At 72.8% G+C, this 12,859-nt stretch carries 11 protein-coding genes; 6 read left to right on the plus strand and 5 right to left on the minus strand.

The genetic code is table 11. The annotated features are described in order from the left end of the window. Window positions 1-14: 14 nt before the first annotated feature. Window positions 15-905 carry a protein phosphatase 2C domain-containing protein gene (locus tag QUY26_RS36735; RefSeq protein WP_289954446.1) on the plus strand — a complete coding sequence of 297 codons (891 nt, stop codon included), beginning with the start codon at window positions 15-17 and terminating at the stop codon, window positions 903-905. 6 nt (window positions 906-911) lie between these two features. Continuing rightward, on the plus strand, window positions 912-2,639 hold the full coding sequence (locus tag QUY26_RS36740) for a hypothetical protein (protein WP_289954448.1): 1,728 nt from the start codon (window positions 912-914) through the stop codon (window positions 2,637-2,639). Window positions 2,640-2,699: 60 nt separating this feature from the next. Here the strand turns inward: QUY26_RS36740 and QUY26_RS36745 are convergent, their stop codons facing one another. Next, a complete protein-coding gene (locus QUY26_RS36745) occupies window positions 2,700-4,172 on the minus strand; it encodes a M4 family metallopeptidase (protein ID WP_289954450.1) in 1,473 nt (490 codons plus the stop codon). A 160-nt stretch (window positions 4,173-4,332) separates the two neighbouring features. Between QUY26_RS36745 and QUY26_RS36750 the strand changes: the two genes are divergently transcribed. After that, window positions 4,333-4,809: a VOC family protein gene (locus tag QUY26_RS36750; protein ID WP_289954451.1), complete on the plus strand. Its 477-nt coding sequence runs from the start codon at window positions 4,333-4,335 to the stop codon at window positions 4,807-4,809. Between the two features lie 458 nt (window positions 4,810-5,267). Here the strand turns inward: QUY26_RS36750 and QUY26_RS36755 are convergent, their stop codons facing one another. Further along, window positions 5,268-6,995, minus strand: a complete 1,728-nt coding sequence (locus QUY26_RS36755) for an ATP-binding cassette domain-containing protein (protein ID WP_436840552.1) — start codon at window positions 6,993-6,995, stop codon at window positions 5,268-5,270. A 530-nt stretch (window positions 6,996-7,525) separates the two neighbouring features. Continuing rightward, a complete protein-coding gene (locus tag QUY26_RS36760; protein WP_289954455.1) occupies window positions 7,526-8,323 on the minus strand; it encodes an SDR family oxidoreductase in 798 nt (265 codons plus the stop codon). 59 nt (window positions 8,324-8,382) lie between these two features. On the opposite strand from QUY26_RS36760, the gene QUY26_RS36765 reads away from it, so the two are divergent. Then, on the plus strand, window positions 8,383-8,745 hold the full coding sequence (locus tag QUY26_RS36765; protein ID WP_289954457.1) for a MerR family transcriptional regulator: 363 nt from the start codon (window positions 8,383-8,385) through the stop codon (window positions 8,743-8,745). Between the two features lie 296 nt (window positions 8,746-9,041). Further along, the gene (locus QUY26_RS36770) at window positions 9,042-9,383 is read left to right on the plus strand and encodes a hypothetical protein (protein WP_289954458.1); all 342 of its coding nucleotides are present in this window, start codon (window positions 9,042-9,044) and stop codon (window positions 9,381-9,383) included. 108 nt (window positions 9,384-9,491) lie between these two features. On the opposite strand, the gene QUY26_RS36775 is transcribed toward QUY26_RS36770, so the two are convergent. Next, window positions 9,492-10,136, minus strand: a complete 645-nt coding sequence (locus tag QUY26_RS36775; protein WP_289954461.1) for a TetR/AcrR family transcriptional regulator C-terminal domain-containing protein — start codon at window positions 10,134-10,136, stop codon at window positions 9,492-9,494. A 102-nt stretch (window positions 10,137-10,238) separates the two neighbouring features. Between QUY26_RS36775 and QUY26_RS36780 the strand changes: the two genes are divergently transcribed. Next, on the plus strand, window positions 10,239-11,678 hold the full coding sequence (locus QUY26_RS36780; RefSeq protein ID WP_289956351.1) for an FAD-dependent monooxygenase: 1,440 nt from the start codon (window positions 10,239-10,241) through the stop codon (window positions 11,676-11,678). 71 nt (window positions 11,679-11,749) lie between these two features. On the opposite strand, the gene QUY26_RS36785 is transcribed toward QUY26_RS36780, so the two are convergent. Beyond that, a complete protein-coding gene (locus QUY26_RS36785) occupies window positions 11,750-12,736 on the minus strand; it encodes a hypothetical protein (RefSeq protein ID WP_289954463.1) in 987 nt (328 codons plus the stop codon). Window positions 12,737-12,859: the final 123 nt, after the last annotated feature.

Genomic DNA, 12,859 nt, shown 5'->3' on the forward strand with positions numbered 1-12,859 from the left:
GAGGACCACTGACCATGTCCGACTTTCCGGCCGTCGACGCCATGGACCGACCCTGGCACGAGCCCCCGCTGTTCACCGGTGACGCGGAGGCGGCCCTGCCGCTGCTCGCCTACGACGGCGGACAGGCGGGCGCGGTCACGGTGCGGGCGGGCGCGGCGGCGGCGGAGACCTGCCGTCCCCGGGACAACTGCAACGACGCCTTCGCCCTCTGGTCCGACGCGTCGACCGGCATCTGCTTCCTGGCCGTCGCGGACGGCGTGGGCCGCTCGGAGGACGCGGGCCGCGCCGCCCGCGCCGCCGCCCGGGTCGCGGTGACGGCGTTCCGCGCGCAGTGGCTCGCGGCGCCGGACCCCTCCGGCGACCGCCTCGCGGACCGGGTGCGCGAGACGGTCGCCGACGTGGCGGTCACCCTCGACAGGCAGTCCCAGCGGCGCACCGGTGGCGGGCACGGGTACGGCGAGTACCGCACGACGCTCGTCGTGGCGGCCCTGCCGACCCGGATCCCGCCGGGCGGCGCCGTCGCCGCGGTGGTCGCCCGCGTCGGCGACTCCACCGCGTGGCGGCTGCGCCCCGGCTTCCTCGCACCCGTCTTCCCCGGCCGGGCCGAGGACCTGACACCCACCGCGGCCCTGCCCGGCAACTACGCGGCGCTGGAGATCCAGGTCCTCGACCTCGGCGACGGCGAGGTCCTTGCCCTGACCACCGACGGGCTGGCCCGCGACGGCCGCGACGAGCAGGTGCGGACCTTCCTGGGGCGGATCTGGGCGACCCCGCCGACCCCGCTCGCATTCCTGGGGTCCCTGGCCGTACGGCGCAACGACCGCAGCGACGACCGGGCCGCAGCCGTCGCCTGGCTCGGCCACTACGAAGCGCCCGACGGCACGTTCGGTGCCGGCGCGGGGTGAGTGGCGTTGGACGTGACCCCCGGCTGGTGGCTCGTGCTCGCCGTGGCCGCCGCCCAGCTCCTCGCCGAAGTGGTGCGCCGCGCGATGGACGGCGCGGCGGCCGACGCGCAGCGGTTCGGCGCCGCGGCCGCGGAGCTGCGGCGGCGCGCGGACACCAGCGGTTCCACGACGCGGGGCGCCGAGCTCGCCGGACACGCCCACCGGCTGCGCGGCCTGCGATGGCGGGCCCGGCGCCGCCGCGCCGCCGGGTGGCTGCTGCTCACCGCGGTCTGGGCGGGCAGCCAGACGGCGTGCTGGCGGTGGGACGTCAACGCGCGCTGGACGGAGGCGAGGCACTGGGACGAGGACGTCCTCGTCGGCATCGCGGTCGGCGGCCCGGCCGTCGCGCTGCTCGCGCTGTGGGCGACGGCGCGCATCGCGGGGCAACCGGCGGCCCTCGACCGGTCGGTGGCCTTCGTCGTGTACGTGGCGGCGGGTGCGCTCCTGGTGGCCGGGGCCGCGGGGGCGGACGGCGCGGCCGAGGGCACGACGGCGAGCGCGGTCGTGATCGCCGCGTCGCCGGTGGTGCGCCGGGTCGTGGCGACCGTGCCGCGGCGCGCGGGCCCGGTGCCGCTCAGCGCGGAGGCCGCGGCCCTGGTGGACACGATCGACCCGCCCGCGCGGCTCCCGCACGGGGCACCGCCCGCCACCCCGTTCCCGGCTGCGTCCGTGCGCCGGTCCGACACCCTGCCCGACATCCCGCTCGGGTCCCTGGCGCACTCGTTCCGCATGCCCCCGCCGGCCCCGGCACCCACGCCCGCGAAGCCGCTCGGGACGCCGGAGAGCAGCTGGTCACGGCAGGGTTTCGGGCCCGCCCCACCGGCCCACGGCTACCCGATGATCGACCTCTTGCCCTGGGCAGGCCTGCGGCGGGGAGGCCCCCCGCCCGGGGCGCCGCCGCACATCTGCCGGGCCCACGCCGAAGGCTCCGCGGAGGAGTTCCTGTTCAAGCAGTTCGGCGTGGAGCGCGCGGCGGGCCCACCAGCCGGCGGGGAACGCCAGCGCAACCCCGTCCGCGCCCTCGCCCCGTACCGCGAACTCCTCTCCCGGGTCGGCACGTTGCCCACGCCCCGGCGCCGCGCCGCCGACCGCGTCCTGCTGTGGCCGCGCGCGGTTGTGGGCGACGGCGAGCGGGCCGTGGGCGTCCTGTACCCGCCGCTCGCGGCCCCGTTCCTGCTCCGCGAGGGCGGCGCGCAGACCGGCGACCACCTCCTCGCCGAGGAGCCGGACTTCGTCGGCTGCCAGGTGCCCTCGTCCCGGCAGCGTGCCGAACTGCTCCTGGACGTGGTGTCGGCCCACGCCCTGCTGCACGACCTGGGGCTCGCCCACGGCGACACCAACTGGAAGAACTTCGTGTACGGCGTCGAGGAGGGGCGGGGGCGCGGACGGCTCATCGACATCGACAGCGTGACGTCCCTGGACGACCCGCGGCCCCTCCTGATGCATCAGCCGGACTGGGGCGACGACCCGCGCATGCCGCCCCTGGTCCGGGACGTCCACCGGGTGGCGCTCCTGGTCGCGCGCCTCGCCGGGCCCGTACCCGACTGGGACAGGCAACAGCCGCCCGCCGAGGGCGAGTTCTGGTTCACTCCGGCGCTGCGGCAGCTCACCCGTGGCGCCCTGGAAAGGCCCGAGGAGGCCACGGCGGCGGATTTCACCGAGGCCCTGACGGCGGCGTTGCGCGGCCGGGGCTGAGGGGCCCGCCCCGCCCGAGGGCGAGGAGCCCCGGCCGCCCCACGCCAAGGAGCCCCGCACCTATCGCTCCGGCACCCGCACCCCCACCCGCTGCCACGCCTCCAGCACGGCCCGGTGCTCGGCGCTCCCCTCGCCGTACCTGCTCACGGCCGCCACCGCCGTGAAGCGCGCCCAGTCCTCGAACAGCAGACCACCGCCGACCGCGTGCACGGTCAGCGCGTCCCACCAGATCATCCCGGCGCGCTCCCACGCGTGCCCGCCCAGGCGCTCGGCCACGAGGTAGAAGGCGTGGCCGGGAATGCCGCTGTTGATGTGGACGCCGCCGTTGTCACGGCCCGTACGGACGTAGTCGTCCATGGTCGCCGCCTGCGGGTCCTTGCCGAGGACGTCGTCGTCGTATGCCGTACCGGGCGACTTCAGGGAGCGGAGCCCGACGCCGCGGACGCCCGGGGCGAGCAGTCCGGCGCCGACCACCCAGTCCGCCTCCTCGACGCCGAGGCCGAGGGTGTACTGCTTGACGAGCTGGCCGAAGACGTCGCAGATCGAAACCGAGAGGGCCCCGCTCTGCCCTGCGTGGGAGAAGAGCGCCATCATCTCGCGTACGCCCATCCAGATGCCGCCGGCGATGACCTCGACGCACTGGCTGAACCGCTCGAAGACCGTGCCGTCCCCGTCACCGAGGACCAGCAGTTCCCCGTTCCAGTACATGTTGCTGAAGCCGCCGCCGTAGTGGACGACCGCGGTCATGGGCCGCCGGACCAGGGGGTCGCGGCCCAGGACGGCCCGCGCGAAGACGGAGGTGGCCAGCATCGCGTCGTACGCCTCGTCCACAGAGGCGTCGCCGGTCGGCTCCTGCCCGGTGCGCCGGGCCACGGCGAGCCCCGTGGTCTCGCGGCTGTGCCGGGCGTCGTACACGACGTGGTCGGCGTCCTCGGTGCCGGCCGCCTCCGAGGCCGACGGCAGCGGCACGGGCTCGCTGACGAGGCGGGCCACGTCCTCCGGGGCGAGACGCGCCTGGAGCGCGAGCGGGACGACGCCCTGGAGCAGCCAGGTGAGCGCGCCGGTCTCCTCGGCGGGCGCCGGGTGCGAGCCGTCGAGCAGGCCCGTCGCCTCGCGGACGAGCTCCGGAGGGATCCGCGCGATCGCGGCGACCTCTTCGAGGGCCCGCACCAACTGGCGCACCGCCCCGCTGAGGAGCCGGTCGCGCACGGCGTCGCTCAGCTCGCCCGCCGCGAGGACGGGGGCGGTCTCCAGCGCCTCGTACCCCTGGTGCACGGCGACGAAGGCCGCGCTGCCGCGCCTGCGGGCGATGACCGCGGCCTGCTCGTCCCACGCGGTCCGCGACAGGGCGGGCGCCGTCCAGTGTCCGGTCTGCCGGAAGTAGGCGATGGCCGCGCTGTTCCTGGCCAGCTCGGCGTAGATGAGGCGGGCGGCGGTGCGGGTGTTGCTGCGGTGGCTCAGCATCGCGCCGCCCCCGCCGAGCAGACCACCGCCCACGGTGGCGATGACGGTACTGATCAGACCGCTGTCCATGGACCTACCGGCCTCCCCCGACGCGCCCGGCCCCTGCACGCATCATCGGGGCGCGGGGGAGGGCGGCCAAGAGCCCGCGGGCTCCGGTGGCGATGAGTTTCCACCGGAGCGAGGGTCAGTACGGACAAGCGAGGGTCCGTACGGACGACAGGAGAGCGCCATGCCCAAGATCACGCCCAACCTCTGGTTCGACACCCAGGCACTGGAGGCCGCCGAGTTCTACGTCTCCGTGTTCCCGAACTCCAAGGTCACCAACGTCTCGTACTACGGCGAAGCGGGCCCGCGCCCGGCCGGCACGGTCCTGACGGTCGAGTTCTCGCTCGACGGCCAGGACTTCACCGGCATCAACGGCGGCCCCGAGTTCACCTTCGACGAGGCCGTCTCCTTCCAGATCGGCTGCGCCGACCAGGACGAGGTCGACCACTACTGGACCGAGCTCACCGCGGACGGCGGCCAGGAGAGCCAGTGCGGCTGGCTCAAGGACAAGTACGGCCTGTCCTGGCAGGTCGTCCCCGACGAACTGGGCGCCCTGATGACCGACCCCGACCCACAGCGCGCGCAGCGGGCCATGGCGGCGATGCTCACGATGCAGAAACTCGACGTGGCGGCGCTGCGAGCGGCGGCGGACGGCGCCTAGGCCCGCCCTCTTGTGTTGCAGCAGAACGGTGGTGGTGCCCCCATGACTGATCGTGGACCTCCCCATCGGACGCAAAGGCGTGGGCGAGAGCGCGATCGGTAGAGGGCCCCGGGGCATCTGCGCGCGCTGGCGCTGCCCCGGGCCTCCGTGTCGCTGGGCGGTCGGCTGACGTCGGCGCAACCATGGGAAGGGCTGCTCCCCGCGCGGTCGAGGGTGTGCCGACTGCGGAGTACCTCCGGTCCCGATCGCTCGCGAGGCCCCGGGACACGATCCAGTTCCCCAACCTGTGCCGGGACAGGGCGGCGGAAGGTGGACTTACCAGCATCCGCGCGAGTGATGTCGTCGTTCCGGAGCACCGGCCATGTGGTGACGCGGGCTGCGTTGCAGAGCCGCTTCGGGGAACATCGCGAGACAGGAGGGACAGGAGGGACAGGAAGGCGCCCGCGGGACAGCTGGAGCTATCGGTCCCGCGAGAGCGCCAGCAGTTCCGAGAAGGTGCCGCCTGCGTTGACCAGGTCGTCATAGCGGCCCTGTTCGCAGATGCGGCCCTCTTCCATGAGCACGATGTGGTCGGCGCTCTTGGTGTTCTCCAGCCGGTGCGTGACCACGATCGTGATGCGGTCGGCCGCGATCGCCTTGATCTCCTCGAAGACGGCGTGTTCGCCCCGCGGGTCCATCTGGGATGTGGGCTCGTCCAGGATCAGCAGCGATGGACGGCGGTACAGGGCCCTGGAGCAGGCCAGCCGCTGCCACTGGCCTCCCGACAGCTCGGCACCGCCGAACACCTCCCGGGCGAGGAGGGTGTCCAGGCCGCTCGGCAGGTTCTCGATGGCCTCCCGCATTCCGACCGCGTCGATCGCCTCCCACACTTGCTCGTCGTCGAAGCTGCGGGGTTGGCCCAGCGTGACGTTCTCGCGGGCCCGCAACGGCCACTGCGCGAAGATCTGCGGCACCAGCCCGGTGCGGCACCAGACGGTGGCGGGCGCGACCTGGGAGAGGTCCGTTCCGTTCCATGTGACCCGGCCCTTGTCGGCGAGGTAGATGCCTGTGATCAGCCGGGTGAGCGTGGACTTGCCGGAGCCGTTGGCTCCGACGATGGCGAGGATCTCCCCGCGCCGCAGGGTCAGGGAGACGCCGTCGACGGCGGGCCTGCCCCTGCCGGGGTACTGGTAGACGACTTCGTCCAACTGGATCTCGTCCACGGGGGCGTGCAGGTCGAGGTCTCCCCGCTTGGGCGCGCGGGCGGCGGCGTCGTCGAGGAAGGCCTGCATGTCGCTGAGGTAGAGACTGGTGTGGAACACCGCGGCGGCGTTGACGACGACTTGTGAGAGGGCGGCCAGCGTCGTCTGGACGGCGACCACCGCGGTGGCGGCGATGGCGAGCGCGATCCGTCCCGTCAGCGCGAGCCAGGCGAGGGCGGCCCAGGTCGCGACGAGGAACAGACCGCTCACGAGGGAGGAGACGAGGGTGATCCGCAGGGTTCGCGGCGCGGCGGCCAGGGTGCGTCGGTCGCAGCGGTCCGACAGCGACCGGTACCAGAAGAGGAGGTAGTCGGTCATGCCGTTGGCGCGGACCTCGTCCCCGTACTTGGGAGTCGTCGTCCACCACCGCATCATGCCGCGCACATTGCGATCGGCGATGTTCGCGTAGTGGACCTGGTAGTCCACGCGGGCACTGAGCACCGCCCCCGCACCGGCCGGGAGCACCGCGAGCAGCAGAAGGGGCAGCATCAGCGGGTTCAGCACCGACAGGAATCCGCTCGCCGTGACCATACGTACCAGGGCCGACATCAGTCGCTGGGCGTCGGTGACCATCACGCGGGTGCGCATCGCCCCCATCTCGGCGGCTTCTTGACGGTCGGCGAACCCGTCGACGGCATAAGCTGCGGCCTCGACCCGGCAGACGGCCTCCACCAGCGCGGTGTCCGTCTCCGTCGTCAGCTTGGGAGTGATCCGGCGCTCGGCGTACGTGGCGACAGCACCGGCGACACGGGCGAGGGAGCCGGCGCCGGCCGCGACGAGAAGCGCGGGCAGGGCCTGATGGAGCCGCTCCGGGACGGGGCCGCCGCCCAGGATCGGCCCCATGGCCCGGGAGGTCGCCGTCAGCAGGACCGCGGCGGCCAGGCCCGTGCACAACTGGCAGACCAAGAGGAGCAGTACGGCACGGCGATCGACGCTCCACGACATCTTGACGATGCGGCGAAGGACGTTGGGCAACTGCGCGCACAGGTTGAGGAAGGAAGCCTCGCCGAGCGGGTTCACGGAGTACTGCCCTGAGTAGGTGAGCTCGGCGGGGGGCGGCGGCGGAGGGGGAGACGGGGGAGCGGCTTGCTGATCGCGAGCATCTGCTGAGGTCAACTGATCTCCTCTTGCACGGTCGTTGGGGGACCCGGCGGTGTCACCCCGGACAACGACACGAGCAGCCGGATCGAACACACGTCTTTGAGACGGGAGCGAATCCGCGAGATGGAGCGAGAAGCGAACAGTGCGCAGTCCATGGACCCTTGCCCCGCAGGAAGCGAGGGTCCGCCGAGGTTGGCCGAATCGCCGGTGCCTGAAAGGCCTGTGACGAATGGGGTAGCCATCGGTGCCACGTCGCGCTCACCAGTGGATCTCGGAAGCCCGTCGATCCCCTTCGCGTTCCAGGGCGCCGTCGAGCTCCCTCGGCACTCCGCGTCGACGCAGCCCTGGTACGCGACCCTGGTGGGACGGCCCGGTCAGGTGCCGATGCCCTGGCCGAAGCCGCCGTCCACGGGCAGTTCCACGCCGGTGGTGAAGGTGGCGTCGACGGCCAGGTACAGCGCGGCGGCGGCGATTTCCTCCACGGTGCCTCCCCGGCCCATCGGTGTGGAGGCGTTGCCCTGTTCGATGAACTCGGCGCGCTGTTCCTCGGTCAGTTCGGCGACGCCCATGGTGGGAGTGAGGATGAAGCCGGGGGTGATGGCGTTGACGCGGATCTTGCGGGGGAGCAGTTCGGCGGCGAGGACCTTGGTGAACGCGGTGACGGCCTCCTTCGCAGCGGAGTACGCGCTGAGGCCGGGAAAGATCTGGTCGTTGGAGACCGTGGTGAACACGATCGAACCGCCCTCGGACAGCAGCGGCGCCAGTCGCTGCACCGTGAAGAAGGCGCCCTTGGTGTTGACGTCGAAGATGCGGTCCCAGGACTCCTCGGTGACCTCTTCGAGCGTCTGGAACTCGGCGATGCCCTGATTGACGAAGAGGTGGTCGATCCGGCCGAAGCGGTCGGCGACCCGGTCGCCGAGGGCGGCGATGGCGGCGGCGTCCGTGGCGTCGGAGCGCACCGGGTGGGCCAGCGGGGTGTCGAGCGCCGCCTGTGCCTCGGCGAGCCGCTGGTCGCTGCGTCCGGTGTAGATCACTTCGGCGCCGCGGTCGGTGAGGGCCCGGACGACGGCCCGGCCCATGCCGACGGTGCCGCCGGTGACGACGGCCCTCTTGCCCGTCAGGAACTTCGGGGGGATGGCGGAGGAGGGCTGGGTGCTGGTGGTCGTTGTCATGGCGGTTACGCTAAACATTGACGTTGACGTCAGAGTCAAACTTCTGTGCCGGGAGTCACATGTTCATCGGCGAGCTGTCGAGGCGCACCCACGTGAGCACCAGGGGCCTTCGGTACTACGAGCAGCAAGGGCTGCTGCGACCGCGGCGGCGAGCCAGCGGCTACCGCGAGTTCGACGCGTCCGACGTGGCCACCGTGCGCCGGATCCGGATCCTGCTCGCGGCCGGGCTGAACACCGACCTGATCCGGGAGGTGCTGCCCTGCATGGCTGACGAAGGCGCCATCCTCGCGCCCACCTGTGAGGAAATGGCGCAGGACCTCGAGCGCGAACGCGAGCGTCTGGGCACCTCCATCGAGCAGCTCCAAGCCGCTCACGCCATGCTCGGCTCGATCATCGACGCGGGACGGGCGGCACCCGCCTGAGTGGAACTTCGAACCCTGTTGGCTCAGGTGAGTGACATTCCGCGTGCTTCGTTCCTCTCGGGCATTTCTGTCTTCGAGCAGCAAGAACACCGGGAGACGAAATCGAAGTGGATCAGGATGCCTGTGCTGGCGGCGGTCGCCGCCCTGGCCCTCACCGCGGGAATGTCCCATGCCGTCGGCTCGACCGGCGGCGCGCGGACCGCCGAGCCCAGGGCCGCGGCCCCCGCGGATCACACCGGGATTCAAGGCCGCGAGGTGGTCACCCCGGCGGGCGGGGCCGCGACGGCCATCGCGTCGTGCCCAGTCGGCTCTCCTCCTCGGGCGGCAACTACCACGCCGTGGTGTTCAACAACTCGGACGCGGAGCAGAACTTCAACGCGGTCGTGCTGTGCTCGGCGGTCGCCCACGAGCCGCGGCTCGGCGGCCAGGTCACCGTCCAGCCCGGCGGCGAGGTGGTCGCGACGGCCAACTGCGACCCCGGCCACGTGGTCAGCGGCGGTGGCTCCTTCCCCAGCGGTCAGGCCTTCATCGGCGCCTCGCGTCCACTCGCCGACGGCACCGGATGGCAGATCACCGCCGAGAACACGACCGACACCTCTCAGAAAGTGACCGCCCAGGCGATCTGCACATCGTCGTGAACGCGGCACAGCGGCATGAGCGGGGCCGCAGGTTTCATCGGGGCGGCGCGTCCCATGAACCCTGCGGCCCCGCGGCCTGCGCTCCGCTGGGGCCAGCTGTCGAACGGCCTAGGCCGCCCCGGTCCCCAGGAGCAGATCGAGGCCGTGCTCGAAGCGGCCGTCGAAGGACGGGTCGCGGAAGTGCGCCGCGAGGCGGTGGAGTGACGGGTACTCGCCCGACTCCAGCGACCGCTCGAGACGCGGGTCGAGGGTCTTTGGCAGTGACTGCTCCTCCTGCGTCAGGCCGAGGACGAAGTACAGCAGGCTCCAGACCGTCCACGCGGCCTCGCGCTCGCTCGTCGGGTGGCCTGCCATGAGTGCCGTCGAGAGCGTCTCGGCGAAGCGGAGCGTGGCGGGCTCGGCGGCGTAGGTGCCCGCCACGATGCGCGCGCCGTCCCGGTGTGCGAGCAGCGCGCGCCGGTAGCGGCGCATGAGCTCGCGCACGCGCGCCCGCCACTCGTCCGGCAGGCCGTCGAGGGGGATCTCCGCGACGATCGCGTCGGCCATCAGCTCCAGGAGCCTGGTCTTGGTCTTGGCGTGCCACAGCACGGTGTTCATGCGCACGCCCAGGCGCTCCGCCGTCGCCCGCACCGAGAGCCCGTCGGCACCCTTCTCGGCGAGTACGTCGAGAGCCGCGCGCGCCACGGCGCCAGGCGTGAGTCCCGCCCGGTAGCCGCTCTCGGTCCGTGCGGCCGTCCCTTGCTTTTTGGTCACTGACCTAGTCTACTGGCGGTCAGTCGACTTGGTCACTGACCAAGTGCTACGCGACATGCTCGAAGGGGAGGCCCCGTGCACACGAACCAGGCGCAGGACACGATGCGTACGCAGCACTCGGATCGTTCGGACCGGCCAGGGCGCGACGTCGTCATCGCAGGAGCGGGCCCCGTCGGCCTGTGGCTCGCCGCCGAACTGCGCCTGGGTGGCGTGCCGGTGACCGTCCTGGAGCGGCGCGCCACGCCGTCCCCGCACTCCAAGGCCCTCACCGTGCACCCCCGCACCCTGGAGGTCCTGGCGTGCCGCGGCGTCGTCGAGCCGTTCCTCGACGAAGGCGTGCGGCTGCCGGACGGGCACTTCGCGGCCCTCGACCACCGCCTCGACTTCGGCGTCCTCGACACCCCGTACCCGTTCACGCTCGCCCTGCCGCAGGCCCGCACCGAAGCGCTCCTGGAGCGGCACGCGCGCGCCGCGGGCGCCGACATCCGGCGCGGCCATCGCGTGACGGGCCTGACCGAGCACGCGTCCGGCGTGCGCGTCGAGGTCGAGGGTCCGGACGGCCCGTACGAGACGGAGGCGGCGTACGTCGTCGGCTGTGACGGCACCCGCAGCACCGTGCGGGAAGCGGCGGGCATCGGCTTCCCCGGCAGTGACACCACGGTGTGGGGCTGGCTGGGCGACGTCGTCCTGGACACGCCGCCCGCCCGGCCCGTCATCAGTGTGTCGACACCCCGGGGCGGACTGCTCTGCGTGGCTCTGCCCGACGGAGTCCACCGCATCGTCGGCCACACTCCGGACGACCGACGGCAGGACTGGCCCGGGGAATTGACCTTCGAGGAGCTGCGGGCGAAGGTCCGGCGCGTCAACGGCGACGACTTCGGCATGCGCGACCCGCGCTGGCTCTCGCGGTTCGGGAACGCGGCACGGCAGGCGGAGACGTACCGCAAGGGCCGGGTGCTGCTCGCGGGCGACGCCGCGCACATGCACTTCCCGGCGGGCGGGGTCGGCCTCAACGTCGGGGTGCAGGACGCCGCCAACCTCGGCTGGAAGCTGGCCGCGACCGTGCGCGGCGACGCCCCGGACGGGCTCCTCGACAGCTACCACCGCGAACGGCACCCGGTCGGAGCCGAGTTGATCGAGACGACCCGCGCCCAGACCGCCCTGATGACGTCCTGCTCCGGCGACGGAGCGGCCCTGCGCGACCTGCTCAGCGGTGCCGTCGCCGCCGTACCGGAGTTCTCCCGGCGACTCGCCGAAGGGCTTTCGGGCCTGTCGGTGGCGTATCCGGCGGACTCCGGCAGCCACCCGCTCACCGGCCGCCGCGCCCCGAACCTGCGGCTCGCGGGCGGGCGCGATCTCTTCGGCCTGCTGCGGCCCGGCCGTCATGTGCTGCTCGACCTCACCGGCGCCGGGCGCGCCGACGGCCCCTCGCCGGACGTCGTCGTCCACGAGGGGCCGCTGGCCGAGGCCCGCCCCGACTGGGTGGGGGTGGGATCGGCGCTGATCCGACCGGACGGGCACGTGGCGCGAGTCCGGGTGTGAGGGGCGCGGGGTGTACTGGCGGCCGGGTGTGAGGGGCGCGGGACGTACCGGCGGCCGGGTGTGATCGACCGTCAGCCGAAGGTGATCGAGCTGGTCTTGTTGTCGAAGCCGATGGTGGCGAGGTCCGCCACGTCGCCGTTGATCACCTTCGACTCGCCCTTGCAGTCGGCCTTCGACCAGAGCTTCAGCGAGCCGCTCGCCGAGATGGAGGACGCCACCTTCGGGCGCGCCACGTTCTGGCAGCCCTCGCCCGCGACGCCCTGCGCGACGCCGTCGCCGGGGAAGTTGGCGTCGTCGAAGAGGATGGCGCTGGTGGCGGGGGCGGCGGCCCGGCCTCCGCCCGTCCCGCCGGTGCCTTCGCCCGAGCCTGTGCCCTCGGTGCCTTCGTCGGAGCCCGTGCCGCCGTCCGCGGGCCGCCCCGACTTCTGGCCGTCCGGTGTCACGCCGAACCAAGTGCCGCCCACGCCCTGGCCGTTGGTGTCACCGGGCTTGGTGTCCTTGCTGAAGCGGTAGACGGGCCAGCCGCCGATCGTCACCTGGCGCGTGCCGTCGTCCCGCTTGATGACGCCGACGTCCGACGGCTGCACCCCGTCGACGAAGATCTTGCCGCCCGGGTTCACCAGGACGGGGGGCCAGGTGGTGGCGCAGGCGCCGGCGCAGTTCGACTTGGACGGCTGCGCGGTGTCCTTGTCGAAGCGGTACAGGGTGAAGCCCGCCCCGTTCACCACGACCGGGTTCAGGTCGCCCGCCCGGCTCGCCGAGAGCTGGACCCACGTGCGCTGCACGGGCTTGGTGGCGGGCTTGCCCGGAGGGTTGGCCCAGTCGCCGGTGCGCCGCTCGGCGTTGTTCTGCTCGGCGGTGCCCGAGCGCAGCGAGAGTTCCATCGCGCTGCCGCCGCCCGACTGGCCGTCGGCGGCCGGGGTGTTGGACGCCGGGGCGTCGCCCGCGGCCTTGGCGTCGCCGCCGTCGTCACCGCCGCCGCACGCGGTCAGGAGCAGCACGCCCGCCGCTGCGAAGGACGTGAGGAGCATGGCCGGCCGGGTGTTCTTGCTGAACATGAGAAGTCTCCCAAGGATGTCGTCGCTCGGTCGTCCGGGCTGTTGTGGCCCGTCGAGGCGGGAGTACGGGCGCCGCGCTCCCGCCTGTTCAGCCTCTTCGGGGCTGTGACCAAACCGAGACAA

Source organism: Streptomyces flavofungini, from assembly GCF_030388665.1.
GTDB classification, from domain to species: Bacteria; Actinomycetota; Actinomycetes; order Streptomycetales; family Streptomycetaceae; genus Streptomyces; species Streptomyces flavofungini_A.